At 49.8% G+C, this 18,407-nt stretch carries 19 protein-coding genes and 1 riboswitch; of the genes, 8 read left to right on the plus strand and 11 right to left on the minus strand.

What is annotated here, in order from left to right; all coding sequences use genetic code 11:
• Window positions 1-176 precede the first annotated feature (176 nt).
• The 8 genes from NSQ22_RS02385 to NSQ22_RS02420 form a co-directional block, all read right to left on the minus strand.
• Window positions 177-461 carry an acylphosphatase gene (locus NSQ22_RS02385; protein ID WP_008881210.1) on the minus strand — a complete coding sequence of 95 codons (285 nt, stop codon included), beginning with the start codon at window positions 459-461 and terminating at the stop codon, window positions 177-179.
• 87 nt (window positions 462-548) lie between these two features.
• Window positions 549-1,295 (minus strand): sirohydrochlorin chelatase, encoded by a 747-nt coding sequence (locus tag NSQ22_RS02390; RefSeq protein WP_008881209.1) that lies wholly within the window; start codon window positions 1,293-1,295, stop codon window positions 549-551.
• 10 nt (window positions 1,296-1,305) lie between these two features.
• The gene (cobA, locus tag NSQ22_RS02395; RefSeq protein WP_008881208.1) at window positions 1,306-2,082 is read right to left on the minus strand and encodes a uroporphyrinogen-III C-methyltransferase; all 777 of its coding nucleotides are present in this window, start codon (window positions 2,080-2,082) and stop codon (window positions 1,306-1,308) included.
• Between the two features lie 140 nt (window positions 2,083-2,222).
• A complete protein-coding gene (gene cysC / locus NSQ22_RS02400) occupies window positions 2,223-2,834 on the minus strand; it encodes an adenylyl-sulfate kinase (protein ID WP_008881207.1) in 612 nt (203 codons plus the stop codon).
• A gap of 12 nt (window positions 2,835-2,846) precedes the next feature.
• Entirely contained in the window at window positions 2,847-4,007 is a 1,161-nt protein-coding gene (sat, locus tag NSQ22_RS02405; RefSeq protein ID WP_008881206.1) for a sulfate adenylyltransferase, read from the minus strand.
• Window positions 4,008-4,054: 47 nt separating this feature from the next.
• A complete protein-coding gene (locus NSQ22_RS02410) occupies window positions 4,055-5,128 on the minus strand; it encodes an inorganic phosphate transporter (RefSeq protein ID WP_008881205.1) in 1,074 nt (357 codons plus the stop codon).
• 11 nt (window positions 5,129-5,139) lie between these two features.
• Window positions 5,140-5,847 (minus strand): phosphoadenylyl-sulfate reductase, encoded by a 708-nt coding sequence (locus NSQ22_RS02415; protein WP_008881204.1) that lies wholly within the window; start codon window positions 5,845-5,847, stop codon window positions 5,140-5,142.
• Window positions 5,848-5,969: 122 nt separating this feature from the next.
• Window positions 5,970-6,076: riboswitch (SAM riboswitch) on the minus strand.
• A gap of 180 nt (window positions 6,077-6,256) precedes the next feature.
• Window positions 6,257-6,481: a DUF1128 domain-containing protein gene (locus NSQ22_RS02420; protein WP_008881203.1), complete on the minus strand. Its 225-nt coding sequence runs from the start codon at window positions 6,479-6,481 to the stop codon at window positions 6,257-6,259.
• 230 nt (window positions 6,482-6,711) lie between these two features.
• Here NSQ22_RS02420 and NSQ22_RS02425 point away from each other — a divergent pair, with 230 nt between their 5' ends.
• Both NSQ22_RS02425 and NSQ22_RS02430 read left to right on the plus strand, forming a co-directional pair.
• Window positions 6,712-7,194: a low molecular weight protein-tyrosine-phosphatase gene (locus tag NSQ22_RS02425; protein WP_011886755.1), complete on the plus strand. Its 483-nt coding sequence runs from the start codon at window positions 6,712-6,714 to the stop codon at window positions 7,192-7,194.
• Between the two features lie 55 nt (window positions 7,195-7,249).
• Window positions 7,250-8,083 (plus strand): YihY/virulence factor BrkB family protein, encoded by an 834-nt coding sequence (locus NSQ22_RS02430; RefSeq protein WP_008881201.1) that lies wholly within the window; start codon window positions 7,250-7,252, stop codon window positions 8,081-8,083.
• 237 nt (window positions 8,084-8,320) lie between these two features.
• Here NSQ22_RS02430 and NSQ22_RS02435 read toward each other — a convergent pair whose 3' ends face one another.
• The gene (locus NSQ22_RS02435) at window positions 8,321-8,467 is read right to left on the minus strand and encodes a BH0509 family protein (protein WP_008881199.1); all 147 of its coding nucleotides are present in this window, start codon (window positions 8,465-8,467) and stop codon (window positions 8,321-8,323) included.
• Between the two features lie 119 nt (window positions 8,468-8,586).
• Window positions 8,587-9,720 carry an MFS transporter gene (locus tag NSQ22_RS02440; RefSeq protein ID WP_008881198.1) on the minus strand — a complete coding sequence of 378 codons (1,134 nt, stop codon included), beginning with the start codon at window positions 9,718-9,720 and terminating at the stop codon, window positions 8,587-8,589.
• A 150-nt stretch (window positions 9,721-9,870) separates the two neighbouring features.
• Between NSQ22_RS02440 and cax the strand changes: the two genes are divergently transcribed.
• Both cax and NSQ22_RS02450 read left to right on the plus strand, forming a co-directional pair.
• A complete protein-coding gene (gene cax / locus NSQ22_RS02445) occupies window positions 9,871-10,923 on the plus strand; it encodes a calcium/proton exchanger (RefSeq protein ID WP_008881197.1) in 1,053 nt (350 codons plus the stop codon).
• Window positions 10,924-11,075: 152 nt separating this feature from the next.
• Entirely contained in the window at window positions 11,076-11,864 is a 789-nt protein-coding gene (locus NSQ22_RS02450) for a YfkD famly protein (protein ID WP_008881196.1), read from the plus strand.
• 97 nt (window positions 11,865-11,961) lie between these two features.
• Here NSQ22_RS02450 and yfkAB read toward each other — a convergent pair whose 3' ends face one another.
• Entirely contained in the window at window positions 11,962-13,086 is a 1,125-nt protein-coding gene (yfkAB, locus tag NSQ22_RS02455; RefSeq protein WP_008881195.1) for a radical SAM/CxCxxxxC motif protein YfkAB, read from the minus strand.
• Window positions 13,087-13,311: 225 nt separating this feature from the next.
• Between yfkAB and NSQ22_RS02460 the strand changes: the two genes are divergently transcribed.
• The 4 genes from NSQ22_RS02460 (at window position 13,312) to rlmD (ending at window position 18,255) form a co-directional block, all read left to right on the plus strand.
• Window positions 13,312-14,859 carry a fumarate hydratase gene (locus tag NSQ22_RS02460; protein WP_008881194.1) on the plus strand — a complete coding sequence of 516 codons (1,548 nt, stop codon included), beginning with the start codon at window positions 13,312-13,314 and terminating at the stop codon, window positions 14,857-14,859.
• A 172-nt stretch (window positions 14,860-15,031) separates the two neighbouring features.
• Window positions 15,032-15,823: a delta-lactam-biosynthetic de-N-acetylase gene (gene pdaA, locus NSQ22_RS02465; protein ID WP_008881193.1), complete on the plus strand. Its 792-nt coding sequence runs from the start codon at window positions 15,032-15,034 to the stop codon at window positions 15,821-15,823.
• A gap of 159 nt (window positions 15,824-15,982) precedes the next feature.
• Window positions 15,983-16,849, plus strand: a complete 867-nt coding sequence (locus NSQ22_RS02470) for a DNA-3-methyladenine glycosylase (RefSeq protein ID WP_008881192.1) — start codon at window positions 15,983-15,985, stop codon at window positions 16,847-16,849.
• Between the two features lie 11 nt (window positions 16,850-16,860).
• Window positions 16,861-18,255 carry a 23S rRNA (uracil(1939)-C(5))-methyltransferase RlmD gene (gene rlmD, locus NSQ22_RS02475; protein WP_011886758.1) on the plus strand — a complete coding sequence of 465 codons (1,395 nt, stop codon included), beginning with the start codon at window positions 16,861-16,863 and terminating at the stop codon, window positions 18,253-18,255.
• The last annotated feature ends 152 nt before the right edge of the window (window positions 18,256-18,407 follow it).

The following is an 18,407-nucleotide window of genomic DNA, read 5'->3' on the forward strand; positions in this document are numbered from 1 at the left end:
ACCGCTATAGTAAGCTTTTGATAACATCATCCATCTTCTAAAGTTGCTTTCATCTTAAGTTAAAGGGAGCAAGTGGACATGCAGCCATCAGGGCTGCCTTTTGTCTGCAGGGAAAGGTGGCTTCTTTGGGCGGTCAGTGACCAATCGTACAAACTGTACTGAACATGGCGCTGGTGTTAAAGCCCGCCGCCGTACATAATGCGAAATTGTTTTTCATCCGGTCGGACGTCGCGCTGCTCAATGTGCATACGAGAGACTTTAGCAAACATCGTTCCGGCTTCAATCGTATCCAAAAAGAGCTGGACGGCACTTTCATGGCCTTGGGCTTCCATTTCCACCGTCCCATCGTCATTGTTTTTTACCCAGCCGGTCAGCTGTCGCTTCAGTGCCTCGTGCTGGACGAAATAGCGAAAGCCAACACCTTGTACACGTCCTTCGACAATGACATGAACCCGTTTCATATGGTAAAGCCTCCTTCATTGGGACCGTTCTGCTTCCATCATATAATAGATACGGCCTAATGTACATGAAAAAAGGAGCTTGTCTTTTCAAGCTCCTTTTTTCGCCAACGATAGCGACAATACTTGCTCTTGAATAAGTGTTACGAGACGCGGATGATAGCCTAAGTAAGAGCATAAATGCCACTGTTGGTGTGAAACAGGCAGCGCCTCTAGTTTCCGTTCGATCGTTTTCATTAAGACGCCGGTAAATAATAAATACGGAACGACAAACACATGCCGATATATGGATGCGTTCGCCTGCTCAAGCCCTTCGTCAAGCGTCGGATGGATAGCAGCGAGAAAGCAAATGTCAACGTGCGGCACGTTCGTTTTTTCTTTCAGGAGCCGAGCGATAGCGGTGATGTCGCGCTTTGTATCCGGGTCGCTGCTGCCGCGGCCGATGAGAAGAATCATCGATTCGTTATCAAGTGGCGTCGGATGTTCACCGATGCGGTCGATGATGATATCGATCATCGATTCATGGACGCCAAACGGGGTGCCGCAGACGATTTCAAGAGATGGATGACGCTGTTTCGCGAGCTCGAGCGCCGCTGGAATGTCGTGCTTCGCGTGTCCCGCGGATAGAAGCAGCAGTGGAACGACGATGATGCGCGTTGCTCCTTGGGCGACGCAACGGTCAACGCCAGTCACAATGTCCGGTTCTGCCAGTTCAACGAAGCAAAGTTCCTGAATCGGGATGTCGATGGCTGCTTTGCATTGTTCGACGAAACGAGCCGCCTCATAGCAGGCTGCAGCGAAGCGGCTGCCGTGACTGACATATAGAATGGCTTCCATCACGACCGCCTCACGATGTTGCACCAGCAGCTGCAGATGACGCCAACAGCCGTTCGAACCATTGAATGTTGGCGCGTAGCCGGACGACATCCCCGATGATGATCATGCTTGGATTTTCAATGTTTTCTTTAGCAACGATCCCGGCGATCGTCGTCAGCGTGCCGGTGACTGTTCGTTGAGCCGCTGTTGTTCCCCATTGGATAACCGCTACCGGCGTCTCTGGCATTTTGCCATATTTGATTAGCTGTTCGCAAATATATGGCAAATTGTGGACACCCATGTAAATGGCGATCGTATCAATGCCCTTGGCAAGGCTCTCCCATTTGATATCTTCACGGATTCCGTCGCGCCGATGTCCGGTGACAAAGGCAACGCTTGAGCTGAACTCGCGATGGGTGACGGGGATGCCGGCATAAGCCGTCGCAGCGATAGCAGCGGTGACACCAGGAACGATCTCAAACTCAATCCCATGTTTGACGAGCGCCTCAGCCTCTTCGCCGCCGCGCCCGAATACGAACGGGTCGCCGCCTTTTAGACGGACGACGTTTTTTCCTTTTTTGGCGTGCAGGACGAGCGAATGGTTGATCGTTTCTTGTTGCATGACGTGGTAGCCGGGCAGCTTGCCGCAAAAGATGAGCTCAGCGCCCGGTTTGGCATACGACAACAGCTCTTCGTTAATGAGGCGGTCATATAAAATGACATCCGCCTGCTGAATGCATTTTAATCCTTTGACAGTGATGAGTTCCGGATCGCCGGGACCGGCGCCGACAAGATACACTTTGCCCATCGTTGTTTCAGCCCTTTCTTGTATGATCCCAGCTGGCCATCTAAAGGCGGTGCTTTTATTGTGAACGGCTTAATTTGGCATGAAAACGACTTTGTTCAATGGTCTCCCACTCTTTTTTAGTGGGAGACAAGAAATGGCGGTCAGTTTGTTTCGGCGGCCGGAATGAACCCGCGCTCGCGCAGATAGGCGAGCACTTGCTCGACGCACTCGTCGACAGAGTAGCGGTGTGTTTCAACCGTCAACTCAGGCGCTTCCGGCGCTTCATACGGTGAATCAATGCCAGTAAATTCGCGGATTTCGCCGCGGCGCGCTTTTTTGTACAGTCCTTTTGGATCGCGTTTTTCACATTCTTCAAGCGGGCAATTAACATAAATTTCGATAAACTCGTCTTCTTCGACGAGACGGCGGACAAGTGCCCGGTCTTCGGCAAACGGAGAGATAAATGCGGTGAGAACAAACTGTCCGCTGTCGACAAACAGCTTTGCCACTTCGCCAATGCGGCGAATGTTTTCCGTCCGGTCGGCCGCAGAGAAGCCGAGGTCTTTATTGAGCCCATGGCGGATGTTGTCCCCGTCTAATACGTAGTTTTGAATGCCGAGCTCAAACAGCCGTCTTGAGACGGCATTTGCTACGGTTGATTTGCCGGAGCCGGACAACCCGGTGAACCAAAGGATGGCGCTATGATGACCGTTACGCTCGCGCCGATCTGTTTTTGTGACCGATGTATGATGCCAAACAATGTTCGTGCTCATGATGCTCCCCCTTTAGCGAGCTGATGGAGTGACCGCTTCACGTTTTTGTAGTCCTTTGATCAAGACGGCAGCCACTTCCGGACGGCTGAACGTGCTTGGCGGTACTTGCCCGTTGCGCAGCATTTCACGGACTTTCGTGCCAGAAAGGACGACGTGATGTTCAGCGTCATGCGGGCACGTTTTCGTCGACGCCATGCCTTCGCATTTGGTGCAATAAAAGCTATGTTCGAAAAAGAGCGGCGTAATCCCGAGTTCTTCAGCCGTAAAGTTCGAGAAGATTTTTTGTGCGTCATAGGTGCCATAATAATTGCCGACACCGGCATGGTCACGGCCGACAATGAAGTGTGTACAGCCGAAGTTTTTGCGCACCATGGCATGGAAAATGGCCTCACGCGGTCCGGCATAGCGCATAGCCGCTTGGAAGACACCCAAGAAGACACGATCTTTCGGGTAATAGTTTTCAAGCAGTACTTGGTAGCTTTCCATCCGGATGTCAGCCGGAATGTCATCTGCTTTCGTTTCGCCAACGAGCGGATTTAAAAACAAACCATCGACAATCTCAAGCGCACATTTTTGAATGTATTCATGGGCGCGATGAACCGGATTACGTGTTTGGAAGCCGACAACGGTGTTCCATCCAAGTTCGGCAAACCGTTTCCGCGTTTCTGTCGGATCGAAATAAAACGCGGCGAACTGTCCTTTATCAGTTCGTTTGACAAGCGTGATCTCTCCACCGACGTACACATCCGGTTTTTCAAACAGTTTGCGCACGCCAGGGTGGGCGAGTTCGTCTGTTTTGTAAACGAGCGTTGCTTCCTTCGTTTTGTCCGGACGGTAAATATCGGCAATTTCGATGACACCGTAGACGTCGCCGCCATAAACGAGTTTGGCTTTATCGCCGATGGCGAGCTCTTTTGCCTTTTCTTCCGTCACTGCGAGTGTGATCGGAATGCTCCAGACGGTGCCGTCAGCGAGGCGCATCGTTTCCACGACCGCATCGTAGTCTGCTTTCGTTAAAAAGCCAGTAAGAGGGCTGTACGCTCCCGTGCCGATCAACTCCAAATCGCTTAATTCTGCATTCGACAGTTCGATCGTTTTAGTTACTTCATTGAGCGGATAGTCCGGATTCCAACGGTTAATTAATGTACCGCCATGCGGGATGCTTAAACTCATGTTTGTAACCTCCTAGGATGATAGATTTTAAGATTTAATATTTAAGATTAAATGCCACCGCCATGTTCATGAAGCGAGCGTTCTTCTTCGACAGCCGTTTTTTTCAAGCTGATAACGCCGAGCGTCGCTAAACAAACGCTGAAAATGGCGATGACAGTATAAACATCGCTGTCGAGCAATAGTTTAATAAGGCTGTATGAAATGACAAGAGAAAAAATCGGCGAAACAAGCCATACTTTTAAGAGCTGCACAACAATTCGCTTCTGCCAGATGGATAAACCGCTCTTTGCCGTGCCAATGCCGATAATGGCCGATGTCGTAATTTGGGTGAGCGGTACGGGCAAGCCAAACAGTGATGAGATGATGACAAGCAACGCCCCAGTACCCGATATGGCGCTCCCTTCAAATGGAGAAAAATTTGTAATTTTCTTTCCGTTCGTTTCCAACACACGGCGTCCAAGCAGGAGCGCTCCAGCAGCGACGGACAAACCGCCGAGAATCGTTGCTGGCCCAACCGAGATCAATCCGGCACCGACAAGCGGCCCGACGGCATTGGCGACATTGTTCATGCCGGCGGAGAACGCCTCGAAGCAGCCAGTGACAATCAGCAAGGTCATAAACGTTTTTTGCCAACGGCCTTGCTCAAGCTGTGGATATTTCCGCTTGAGCGCTAAAAACCACTTGCCGACGGCGAGTGTAAACGCAAAGGCAATGATCGGAATGACGATCCACACCGAGACAATGAATAGCAATTTATTGAAGTATACCGCTTGGTAGGCAATACCGACACCGACGACCGCTCCCACGGTGATCTCGCTCGTCGATAACGGGATGCCCATGATGTTGGCAGCAAACAGCGAAATGGTTGCCGCTGTTAAAATAATGACAACGATTTTGACGGTAAGGATCGAAGAAGGAATAATTCCCGAGCCGATCGTTTTCACCACTTCTCCGCCACCAAGGCTGCCAAGAAAAACGCTGATGCCACAAAGAAGGAGGGCGACCGATTTTCGGGGAATGGCACCCGATCCGTAAGCGACGCCCATCGAGGCGGCCGCACCGCTCGCCCCAATGTTCATGGCGAAGAAAAAGGAGACAATAAAGGCAATCGCAAGGAGCATATGTGTTCCCCCTATGTGAGATGGAGCCCGCACTCTGTCTTCCCTTGGCCGGCCCAGCGTCCGGAACGCAAATCGTTCGGATCTAATGCCGGCGCTGTACACGGGGCACAGCCAATGCTCGGGTAGCCGCGGTCATGGAGTACATTGTACGGAAGACTATGTTTATACACATAGTTCCATACGTCTTTCCATGTCCAATGGATGAGCGGACAGACTTTAATGGAGCGGAACTTATCATCTTTATTGACATATTCGACATGGCGCCGTGTCGGCGATTGTTCGCGGCGCAAGCCGGAAATCCAAGCGGTTACTCCAGTCAACACTTCGCGCAGTGGAATGACTTTGCGCAGCTCGCAACATTTGTTTGGATCACGTTTCCATAACTCGTCGCCAAACTGCGCGGCTTGTTCTTCCAGCGTCAGGTGCGGCTGTTTCATGATGATGCGGAGGGAAGGATATGTTTCTTTCACCTTCGCGATTGTATCGTACGTCTCTTGAAAGTGCAGCCCGGTATCTAAAAAGACGATTTCCGCATCCGGCTTTACTTGGGAGATCAAATCGATCAGCACAATCCCTTCGATGCCAAAGCTGCATGCGTACACGATTTCGTCACCATATTCGCGGTACGCCCAAGCGAGGACGTCAAGCGCCCCTTTTGTTTCATTGTCAGACGGAAAAGACGGTTTTTCTACCGTTTCCCACCGATCATACGTGAGCATCGTTTCCCCTCCTTATAAATCAAAGAAAATCCACGCAATTAGTCGGATATTTACTTAGTAAACGGCAGCCCGGTGACAAAAATGCCCTTTCCATTTTGGAAAGGGCAAGAAGAACGAGTGACGTCTTATCTTCCAAAATGGAATCCATTTTGCTGGAATTGGCACCTTGCTAAATGAAGCAGGTTGCCGGAGTTCATCGGGCCAGTCCCTCCCTCGCTCTTGATAAGCGTTTGTAATGGATGTAATTGATTAAAATTTTAGCACAATTCTCGCTGGTGTCAATCTCAGTTTTTCGATGGGAATTATTTTTTTATCATTCTAAAGCGAGAAACCCCAGTTGAATGTAGGTGGGAGAACGTTCAAATATGGATGGTGGTCTAAGCATATCATTTTAGAGAAAGGCGCGAAACTATTTTTTACGTAAGTTCCCAAGCTCTTCAACAATCGCCTGCATTTCGCTTGGACTAAACGTCTCGCGCTTCATGACCATCTCATAAATGTCTTTCAATTCATCATACCATTCTTCGGAAAAATGGGACGGTTTAAGGGCGTCAAAGTTCATCACTTTCAATTTTTGCTTCAGCTGCTCGATCATATATTCGACGTTTTCCGCCGACCGTTTCGATAAATCCATTGTTTGGCCCCTTTCATGGCAAGATATCATGTATTGTACCATACAGGCGGGGGAAATAGGGAGGGGTTATATGGCTGGTTTACCTGCTGAAAAACGGACAATGTAGTAAAATATAGATGAATGTGCACCATATGCCGGAAAGCAGCATAAAAAGTCTAGACGAAAGGAAAAGAAGAAAAACTAATGATCGGAGACGTGCCGTAGAAATAGCGAAAGGGGTTGTTGTTCGGATGGTCAAAGTGTTGTTTGTTTGCCTTGGAAACATTTGCCGTTCACCGATGGCCGAAGCGATATTCCGCCATTTAGTGAAAGAGCGGGGGCTCGATAGGGTTATTGCCGTTGATTCGGCGGGGACGGGCAGTTGGCATGTCGGCGAACCGCCACATGAAGGGACAAGACGCATCTTAAACGAAAACGACATTGATTATTCCGGCATCCGTGCCCGGCAAGTCGAACGCCGCGATTTGGAGGAATTTGATTATATTATCGCCATGGATGCCGCCAACTTGAACGATTTACGCCGACTAGCTGGATCCAATTCATCGGCCGTAATCGCCCGCTTGCTCGATTTTGTGCCGGATCGGGAAAAAGACGATGTGCCGGATCCATATTATACTGGGAATTTCGTGGAAGTATATCACCTTGTCCGTTCTGGATGCGAGCATTTGCTTGAGGCGATTATCCGTGATCATCGGCTTGTTGCGGGCGAATAAAGAGGAGCAAAAAGGGATGCACTCGCTTTGAAAAAACGGGAAAGGAGGGCAGCCCGTGTTAGTGAATATGATGTTCGTCCGCGAGTTGGCGCGGCGCTTTACAGAGGACGAAATTCCACGGTTGTCAGCGGAACTGGCTTATTACTTTCTTCTATCGCTGTTTCCGTTTTTGCTGTTTTTAATGACCCTGTTGGCGTATTTGCCTATTCCGCATGAAGATGTGCTCGCTCTTGTGCGGCAATACGCGCCAAAAGAGGCACTTCATCTCATCGAAACAAATGTGCATCACTTGATGGACGTGCAAAATGGGAAACTATTGTCATTAAGCATCATTGGTGCTGTTTGGTCCGCCTCAAACGGGATGCGCGCTATCATGCGGGCGTTCAACCGCGCTTATGATGTGGAGGAAAATCGTCCATTTTGGGTGGCGCGCGGATTGTCGGTCGCGCTGACGCTCGGGATGATCGCCGTGATTATCGTCGCGCTCGTGCTGCCGGTATTCGGACGAACGATCGGGCTGTTTTTGTTTTCTGCTTTAGGGTTATCGGAACAGTTTTTAACCGTATGGAATGCATTCCGCTGGACGACAAGCTCGCTGTTATTGTTTGCTGTCTTCACCGCCCTTTATTATTTCGCCCCGAACAAACAGTTGCGCTGCGTCAATGTCGTGCGCGGCGCCTTATTCGCCACCGCCGGCTGGATTGCGACGTCGCTGGCGTTTGCCTATTATGTCAACCATTTTGCCAACTACACAGCCATGTACGGAAGTCTCGGCGGGTTGATCGTCTTGATGATTTGGCTTTATTTATCCGGCATGATCCTCGTTTTAGGTGGAGAAATGAACGCAATTTTCGATTGTGAACGTGAAGGGAGAAAGCGGATGCGTTAACGTGTATAAATGGCTCGAAAACCGGATAACGTAACGGTGTGGGGGATTTTCATACAGGGGGGATAACGATGGCTAAGCATACGAAAAAAGACGGGGGAACGAAACAAAAAGGAAAAAACAGGCCAAAACATAAAACGAGCAGCAGTGCCAACGGTCAAAACGGTTATCATTGAAAAAGGGTGATCTCTTGAGATCACCCTTTTTCACGCGGGTACAGGCGATTCAGCAACAATCTCTTTACTCGACACTTTCTTCGTGATAGTGGTAGTAACGCTCGTAAATATACTCGATTTCTGCATCCGTCATATAGGCAAGTTGTTCTCGCGATAACCCCCGTACTTTTTCGATAAACTCGATCATATTTTTCCGTTCCGCTCTGCTCATTATCGCCACTCCTTTACTCTGTTTTAAAACAGAAACTAAATATCTTGGTTTTATTATATAACAGAGGAAACAGAGTGGTCAATGAATTTTTTAAAAAAATAGAAAAATAAAAAATGCGGTCAAGCCGCTTTTTCTCGTTCCCGTCGTCTGGCAAGGCAAACGGCTGGAATGAGGAGAACAGCGCTGACCGCAAGGAAAAAAGCGTCCGCTGTCACATCAACAGCGCTGCCGGCAAGTGGCGGACCGATGATGCTGCCGAGGCTGTATAGCATGCCGGACAACAAATTGCCGGCTGGAAGGAGCGTTTTCGGCAACAGGTCGGTCATATAGGCAATGCCAAGCGAGAAGAGTGACCCCGTAAACATTCCCGCCGCAAACAAGCAGGTAGCAAGCCCAACTGTCGATGTGTCAACAACGAGCGCGGTCAAAAAACAGCTGATGCCGGCCAGCAGCGCGCCCGTGATGGCAACACGACGCCCGAACCGGTCGCTAAGAGCTCCGAGCGGAAGCTGAAAGATGATGCCACCGAATGAGAAAAACGGCAAAATCAACGTAATCTGTTCGGCGCTCATCCGTTTATGCAAGGCGTACAGTGGGAAAACGGAATGAATGGCCGCTTCCAAAAAGCCATAAGCAAGCGGCAGCAAGAGCGCCGGCCACGCATATTTCCATGCACCGATCCATCGCCCGGCAGCGGAGGAAGAGCGTTCAAATGCTTTTGGTTTTTCATTTGGCAGACAAAAGACGGCAATCCACCCGATGAAGCTGAGGAGAGCGGCCAAATAAAACGGCAGCGCCTCGTTAATCGAGGCGAGTGAAGCGAGAAGCGGGCCAGCCGTAAAACCAAGGCCAAACGCTAGGCCGTACAGCGACAGCCGCCGCCCGCGCTCAGCCGGCGGTGAAAAGTCGGTAATCCATGTTTGGGTCGCAAAATGAAGCATATGATCGCCCATTCCGATGAAAAAACGAATAACCAACCAAAGGAAAAATGAAGAAAAAAGTGGAAAAAGGATGAGCGAACATATTACAATAAAACCACCCATGATAATCATGGGCTTGTATCCATATTTGCCTAGTGGATGCTCCAAAAACGGTGAAATGGCAAGCACTCCTATATAAAGTGCGGCAGCGTGCGCTCCGTTAACGGTTGAAGAGACACCGCTTTCGTCAAGCAACATGGCTAACAACGGAAGCAGCATCCCCTGAGATAAGCCGGAGATGGCGACAATTCCGGTTAAAATGGCAAAACGCATCGTTGCACCCTCATTTCTGTAAAATGGCGGACAATGAAACGAACAGGGCCGCGCTTTTTTACGGACCAATGTATCGTTCGTATTCATCGTACATATGAATGATGGCCAATGCAACGAAAAACGTTTCGAAGAAAGGTGGAATGAAAACGAATGAACAAGTTGTTTGCGTGGATGACATGGATCGGCGTGCCAGTATCCGTCATCGGTGGCTTTCTCCACTGGCCGACCGTTTTGATGTTTGTGTTGTACTGTTTAACGATTGTCGCTCTGGCCAGCTATATGGGGAGAGCGACAGAGAGTTTAGCGATCGTCTCTGGACCGCGCATCGGCGGACTTTTGAACGCTACGTTTGGCAACGCAGTGGAGCTTATTATCTCCATTTTTGCCTTGCGGGCCGGGCTCGTTGATGTGGTGCTTGCTTCCTTGACTGGTTCAGTGCTCGGGAACTTGCTTTTAGTGGCGGGGTTATCGTTTTTTGTCGGCGGCCTGAAATACAAACGGCAAGAGTTCAATATCTATGATGCTCGTCATAACGCGGGCCTGCTCACCTTTGCCATTTTTGTTGCGTTCGTTATCCCCGAAGTGTTCACGGCGGAGATGGCACCTGACGAACGGCTTGTATTAAGCGTCGGCATTTCAATCATTATGATTTTGCTTTATCTAGCCGCCCTTTACTTCCGGCTCGTCACTCACCGCGGTGTTTATCAGCATAAATCGGATGAAGTGGAAGAACATGAGGAACCGGAATGGGGAAGAGGAAAAGCGACTATTATTTTAGCGCTGGCGACGGCGGCAGTTGCTTACTTATCGGAGCGGCTTGTCCATACATTTGAAACAGTTGCTGAATCGTTCGGCTGGAGCGAGTTGTTTATTGGGGTGATTATCGTCGCGATCGTCGGTAATGCGGCTGAGCACGCTTCCGCCATTATTATGGCGTATAAAAACAAAATGAATGTCGCTGTGGAAATCGCGGTCGGATCGACATTGCAAATCGCCATGTTCGTCGCTCCTGTGCTTGTGCTTGTCTCACTTTTGTTTCCGGAAAAAATGCCGCTTGTCTTTTCGCTTCCTGAGCTTATCGCGATGGGGGCTGCAGTCCTTTTGACGATCGTGATCTCTAATGATGGGGATACGAACTGGTTTGAGGGAGCAACACTGTTAGCGGCATATACGATTATGGGAATCGGCTTTTACTTGCTGTAGTCATTGCACCCGGGCATTCGCTGCCCGGGTGTTTTTTTGGCGGATGCGGGGAAATAAGGTGCCAAAGTAGGATGAAATTTTCACCGCGACGGATAAAGGACGTATTTTGAAAGAAAATAACAGTGAATACGGAAAAGAAAGGAGCGAATGTAATGAAAAAATGGGCCGTTTCCTTATTGACGGGCGTGCTTCTTCTCTATGCGGCGACGGTTCCGACAATGGCAGCTTCCGGCAAACCGGCGCCTGGCACGGTGATCGATATATCAAAAGAAAATACGTATCCGAACCCGACGCAAGATTTGCCGCATTTAGAGCCAAGTTCGTTTACGAAACAGCTGTTGAAATCAGCGAACGTAAAAATTGAGAATCCGGAATTGATCCATCTCTTTAACGAATCCTCAGCGGCGAATACCCCTTGGGCTGTCGGCTACCGGGCGACGATTTATTTAGGCCAATGGCCACTCAATTACCAGTCGCTTGAGACATCCACGAATTGGGAATATCAAAAGGTCAACACGAATTTTCTCGATAACCGCAGCGGTGAGGCTGCGCAAAAGTTATATTATAGACAAGAAATGCAAAAGCACATCCGCGGCGGATTGACGGCAAAAGTGCCGAACGAAGAGGCGGTGAAGCGGATGATGTTAAATAAGGCGATGGAAAAAACGAAGCTGCCGCTATCATTCAGCACGGTTGTTGGAATTGGTACGAAAAAAGACCAGTCATACAATGTGCCGGCCAAAAAAATGGGCTATTTGTATGCATATGCTCCGGCCGTGAATGAAAAAGGAAAAGTGACGTATGGCGAAGTGTACATCGTTTTGAAAGGGAACAAAAAGAAAATCGTTGTCAAAAACGTGACGACAAGAGGGGTCGGGGCATGGATTCCGGTGCAAGACCGTCTATACATGTCTTATGTTATCAGCGACCAACCAAGATAACGAAGGTGTCCCAGAGGTAATGGGACACCTTCTCTTATGCCGCTATATGCACGTGAATGACACCTATCGGCCGCACTTTGTTTGTTCGAAGTTTCTTTTACCGTGCAACGCGTGCCGAACGTTTTGTAAAATCGACATTGCGGTAATAGGTTTGTTTGACAAGCACGTTTGGTCCGAGGCAACGCGCGGCCGGACAATGGCAAAGAAGTTCGTTAGCGAGTTTCGAACGGCGCCATTGGCGATACACGTCCGGCAACGAATCATGAATGATGTTGCCAAGTGGCGGTTCATCACCGAAATCGGTAACGATGACATCACCGGTAAAAATGTTGATGTTAAGCCGCGAGCGGCCGTCCGGGTCGTTGCGCACGGTGACGTTTTTGCTTTCATACAGCCGCTTTAATAGGCGAAGATCGTCTTCATTATCACTGCATGGATAAAACGGCAACGTGCCAAACAACATCCACACATTTTCATCACGAATATCGAGTAAATGATGGATCGCTTGGCGCAACTCCTCTAAGCTTAACGTCTCAAGCGCACCCGCAAAATCGCTCGGGTACATCGGATGAATTTCATGCCGCCGGCAGCCCATTTCCTCGACGACTTGGCGGTGGATCGTTTCCAAATGACGAACCGTCCGCTTGTTGATCATTGTTTCTGCGGACACCATTACCCCTGATTTCGCCAGCGCTTTCGCGTTATCGAGCATACGCTGGAAATATTTTTCACGCTGGGCACGCGTCGGTTTCCGTTCCATCATGGCAAAGCCGCCGTCGACAAAATCGTCGATCGTCCCCCAGTTGTGGGAGATGTGGAGCACATCCAAATACGGAATGATTCGTTCATAGCGAGCTAAATCAAGCGTTAAATTCGAATTGAGCTGCGTCCGCACCCCGCGTTCGTGTGCATAGCGAAGCAGAGGAACGACGTATCGTTCCACCGATGTTAACGACAGCATCGGTTCGCCGCCGGTGATGCTTAAGGAACGCAAATGCGGAATTTCTTCGAGACGACGGATCAATAAATCAAGCGGCAACGCATCCGGATCTTTCGTTGCCAATGTATAGCCTACGGCGCAATGTTCACAGCGCATATTGCAAAGTGTCGTTGTGGTCAACTCAATATTGGTCAACTCAAGTTTCCCGTATTCTTCAATATCGACATATGCCTCCCACGGGTCATATGCCGGTGTAATCGCCGGCATTGTCGATGAACGCATGGCCTTCTTCTCCTTTTTCCATTTAAAATCCCACCGTCCATTATCAGCCTCCGTCTTCACGCTTGTCAATCGTTTTGGCTCGTTTCTTATACATTCCATTTGTATGACGATGGTGCGGCCATCATGTTGTGGAAAATAAAGATTTTTTACACAACAAGGAAAAAGGGAGTATAATAAAGGAAGATTGGACAATTGGATGAACAGGGGAAGGGGCGTTGAACGGAAATGGACAAATTCCAGCAAAGCATGTATGACTTAATCGTCGAGACGTCGACGAAGTTGCCTAAAGACGTTCGTCGAGCAATCGCTCAGGCAAAAGTGCGTGAAAATCTGGGGACACGTGCAGCTATGGCGCTCGATACAATCGTTGAGAACATTCAAATGGCTGATGAAAACGTTTCACCGATCTGTCAAGACACCGGTTTGCCCACATTTAAAATCAAAGTTCCAGTCGGCGTGAATCAAATTGAAATGAAAAAAGCGATCCGTGCCGCCGTTGTCGAAGCGACGAAAAACGGCAAGCTGCGTCCGAACTCGGTCGATTCGCTCACTGGCAAAAACAGCGGCGACAACTTAGGAGAAGGCGTACCAGTCATTAAATTTGAACAATGGGAAAACGATTACATTGACGTCCGCTTAATTTTGAAAGGCGGCGGCTGTGAAAACAAAAACATTCAATACAGCCTTCCGTGTGAACTCGAAGGCCTCGGCCGCGCCGGACGCGACCTTGACGGCATTCGCAAATGCATTTTGCATGCGGTGTACCAAGCACAAGGGCAAGGATGCAGCGCTGGTTTTATCGGTGTCGGCATTGGCGGCGACCGCTCATCCGGCTATGAGCTTGCCAAAGAGCAGCTGTTCCGTCCGGTCGATGATGTCAACCCGATTGAAGAGCTGCGCCAACTTGAAGAATACATTATGGAAAACGCCAATAAGCTCGGCATCGGTACGATGGGATTTGGCGGTGAATCGACATTGCTTGGCTGTAAAATCGGCGTTATGCACCGCATCCCGGCGAGCTTCTTCGTGTCCGTTGCCTACAACTGTTGGGCGTTCCGCCGTATGGGCGTGAAAATCGACCCGCAAACCGGCGAAATCATGGAATGGCTATACCAAGATGGCGAGGATATTGATTTGACCAAAGAACTTGAAAAAGCAGAAGCCGCTGCGGCGCTTGAACAAGGGGAGACGCGCGTCATCGATCTTGTTCCGCCGCTATCTGAAGAACAAGTGCGCCAGCTTCGTGTCGGCGATGTTGTCCGCATCAGCGGCATGATTTATACGGGACGCGACGCCATTCATAAATATTTAATGGACCATGATGCTCCGGTCGATTTGAATGGGCAAATCATTTACCATTGCGGTCCGGTCATGTTAAAAGATGAAGAAGGCCGTTGGCATGTCAAAGCGGCAGGTCCAACGACAAGCATCCGTGAGGAGCCGTACCAAGGTGACATTATGAAAAAATTCGGCGTTCGCGCTGTCATTGGCAAAGGCGGCATGGGTGCGAAAACATTGCAGGCCTTAAAAGAGCATGGCGGTGTCTACTTAAATGCCATCGGCGGTGCAGCTCAATATTACGCTGACTGTATCCAATCGGTAGAAGGCGTCGATTTGATGGAATTCGGCATTCCAGAAGCCATGTGGCATTTGCGCGTTGAAAATTTCACTGCTGTCGTCACGATGGACTCGCACGGCAACAGCTTGCACGAGGATGTTGAAAAATCATCGTTGGAAAAGCTGGCCCAATTCAAAGAGCCGGTGTTCAAATAAACGTGAAGAAGCAACTGCAACCGAATGGCTAGTGAAAAGATGGCTTGGCCCCAAAAGCGTGTTTTGTATGCGCTTTTGGGGCTTTTTTGTAAAAAATGGCGCGCGTAAAGCGTTGGCGAGGGAAAACAATAAGAAAAAGGAAAAAGACGGTGGCTAAGGAGGAACTCTGCGCATGAAATGGCTTCTTTCCCTCGTGTTCATAATCGCACTCGTTCCCACCCCCGCTTTAGCGGCAAGCAATGCGCCGATCCATTGGGGATTCAAGCGGAGTGAAAACCATGAACCCCCGTCAGCGGGGAAAGAGCTTGATGAACTGTTGGCGAAGTACGATGCTTTTTATTTAGGCGATACGAGTGAAAAAACAGTGTATTTAACGTTTGATAACGGCTATGAAAACGGCTATACGGCAAAAATTTTAGATGTGTTAAAAGAAAAACAAGTGCCGGCTACTTTTTTTGTCACGGGCCATTACTTGCAAACCGCACCTGATTTGGTGAAACGAATGGCTGCGGAAGGGCACATCATCGGCAACCATTCGTGGCATCACCCTGATTTGACGACAGTAAGTGATGAGCGGCTGCGTGAGGAGCTGGAAAAAGTCAAAGAAAAGACAGAGGAATTGACCGGGCAAAAAGGGATGGTGTACCTTCGTCCGCCGCGCGGCATTTTTAGTGAACGGACGTTGTCCCTCGCCCGCGACCTAGGCTATTATCATGTTTTTTGGTCGCTTGCCTTCGTCGATTGGCAAACCGATCGCCAGCGAGGGTGGCGATATGCGTACGACCAAATGATGAAACAAATCCATCCAGGTGCGATTGTGCTTTTGCACTCTGTCTCGAAAGATAACGCCGACGCGCTGCCCAAAGTGATCGATGACTTGCGCAAACAAGGGTATACGTTTGCCAGCTTAGATGAGCTGATGGGGAAAAAGATGGGACTCCATCCGTGGCTGTTTCGCCCATAAGGCGCTTTATAATCACATATGGAGCGAAGTGTTTGGAGATGAGGCGTTTGTCCCTGCCTTTCCAACTGAATCGTATGCGGCTGCTTTGTCCGATTCGTTGGTTTGGCGGGGCGTTTTTCGTTATAATAAGGGCACGGACCAACGAAAAAGGTGAGGACAATGTGGAAACGAACGATCACCGTGCCTGCGCCGTATGATTTTGCCCATGTGCTCGACCGGCTTTCGTTAGATCCGCTGATGGCGGTTGACGTAGAGCGACAGCGCATCACCGTGCCGCTTCATCTTGACGGCTTAAAGATACCGGTCGTAATTGAAAGCATCGGCACAAAAGAAGCCCCCCGTTTTGTTGTTTTGGCACCGCATTCCAATCGGCAAGAAGACATTCTTGAGCGCGTCTCCCATTTATTCCAATGGCAGACGCCGCTTGCCCCGGTGTACGATCATTTCCGCACGACCGAGCTGGCGCCGCTGTTTGCCCGTTATGAGGGGCTGCCATTAGTGCTTGATTTCGATTTGTATTTTTGCCTGATGAAATGTTTCATCCATCAGCAACTTCATCTCAAAGTGGGCTATCGACTTACAGAACGGTTTGTCAAAACGTTCGGTGAGGAACGGGACGGCGTTTGGTTTTACCCGCGCCCAGAAGATATCGCCGCCCGCTCGTATGATGACTTGCGCGCCTTACAGCTGAGCAGGCGGAAGGCGGAGTATATCGTTGATGTGTCGCGTCTGATTGCCGACGGAACGCTGCGACTTGATGACCTCGAGCAAATGGAAGACGGTGAAGTGATGGAGCGGTTGACCGCCATACGAGGCATCGGGCCATGGACCGTGCAAAATTTTCTCCTGTTTGGGCTTGGCCGTCCGAACGTCTTTCCGCCGGCTGATATTGGCTTGCAGCGGGCGGTTGAACGACTTTTTCAGCTTCCGAAGCGGCCGACTGCTAGCGAGCTGGCATTGCTCGGCGAACGATGGAAGCCGTACACGAGTTATGCGGCTCTTTATTTGTGGAGAAGTATTGAATGAGAGGGACTGATATGACAAAGCAACAAACGAAGGTAAAGATTCAAAAAGGCGATCAATTTCCGCTGACGATTCAGCGCATCGGCATTAACGGTGAAGGGGTCGGTTATTTTCAAAAACAAGTTGTCTTTGTCCCCGGCGCCTTGCCAGGTGAGGAAGTGATCGTTGAGGCGACAGACATTCACCCTACCTATGCTGAGGCGAAAATCAAACGCATCCGAAAGCGCTCGTCTCACCGCGTCACGCCGTCATGCCCGCTCTATAACCAGTGCGGCGGCTGCCAGCTGCAGCACTTGTCGTACGAGGCGCAGCTTGAAGCGAAGCGTGACATTGTCATCCAAGCGTTGCGTCGTCACGTCCGTCGTCTCGATGTCGACAAAATTGACATCCGCCCGACGATCGGGATGAACGATCCGTGGCATTACCGAAACAAAAGCCAGTTTCAAGTCGGAGTGAAAAAAGGAAAGGTGCTCGCCGGGCTGTACGGCCTGAACTCACACCGGCTCATCGACTTGTCGGAATGTCGCGTCCAACACCCACAAACGACGCGCGTGACCAACATTGTCAAAACGATTTTGCAAGATTTGCGCATCCCCATTTACAATGAGCGGACAAGAACAGGCGTCGTACGGACGATCGTCGCCCGCGTTGGCTTTCATACGGGGGACATCCAGATCGTTCTTGTCACGGCGACGAAAGATATTCCGCGCAAAGAGCTGCTCATTGACGAAATTCGTCGCCGTCTTCCAGAAGTGAAATCGATCGTGCAAAACATAAACGGCGAAAAAACCTCGCTCATTTTCGGCGACGAGACAGAAGTGCTAGCAGGAGATGAATACATTCAAGAAACGCTCGGCGATTTGTCATTTGAGCTCTCCGCGCGCGCCTTTTTCCAGCTTAATCCCATCCAAACGGTGAAATTGTACGATGAAGTGAAAAAGGCATCCGCTCTCACCGGAACAGAGAGGATCGTTGATGCCTATTGCGGCGTCGGCACGATCGGTCTTTGGCTCGCTCGCGACGCCAAAGAAGTGCGCGGCATGGATACGATTCCGGAAGCAATCGAAGATGCAAAGAAAAACGCCAAAAAACACGGCTTTGAGAACACGCATTATGTGGTCGGAAAAGCGGAATATTGGCTGCCAAAATGGGTGAAACAAGGATGGAAGCCGGACGTCGTCATCGTCGACCCGCCCCGCGTCGGCTGCGACCGAGCGCTGCTTGAGACGATCCTTCGCGTCCGCCCGCAAACGGTCGTCTACGTCTCATGCAACCCATCCAGCCTTGCCCGTGATCTTGATACCTTGGCTAGGGCGTATCGCGTCGACTACATTCAACCGGTCGACATGTTCCCGCATACGGCGCATGTGGAGACGGTTGCGAAGTTGATTTTAACAAGATATTCATAAATGGAAACAAGGATAATGGTTGTTCATCAAAATCTGTATGAAAAAGGTCCCTTTTATGGTACCTGTGTCACTGCTTGATCTTCCTTATTTAGGGATTTTTATTAAAGTAAAAAGTGCCTGATCAGACGAAAAATTAGATTCCTTCGTTTCAG

The organism is Geobacillus sp. FSL K6-3411 (assembly GCF_037965715.1).
Lineage (GTDB): Bacteria > Bacillota > Bacilli > Bacillales > Anoxybacillaceae > Geobacillus > Geobacillus thermodenitrificans.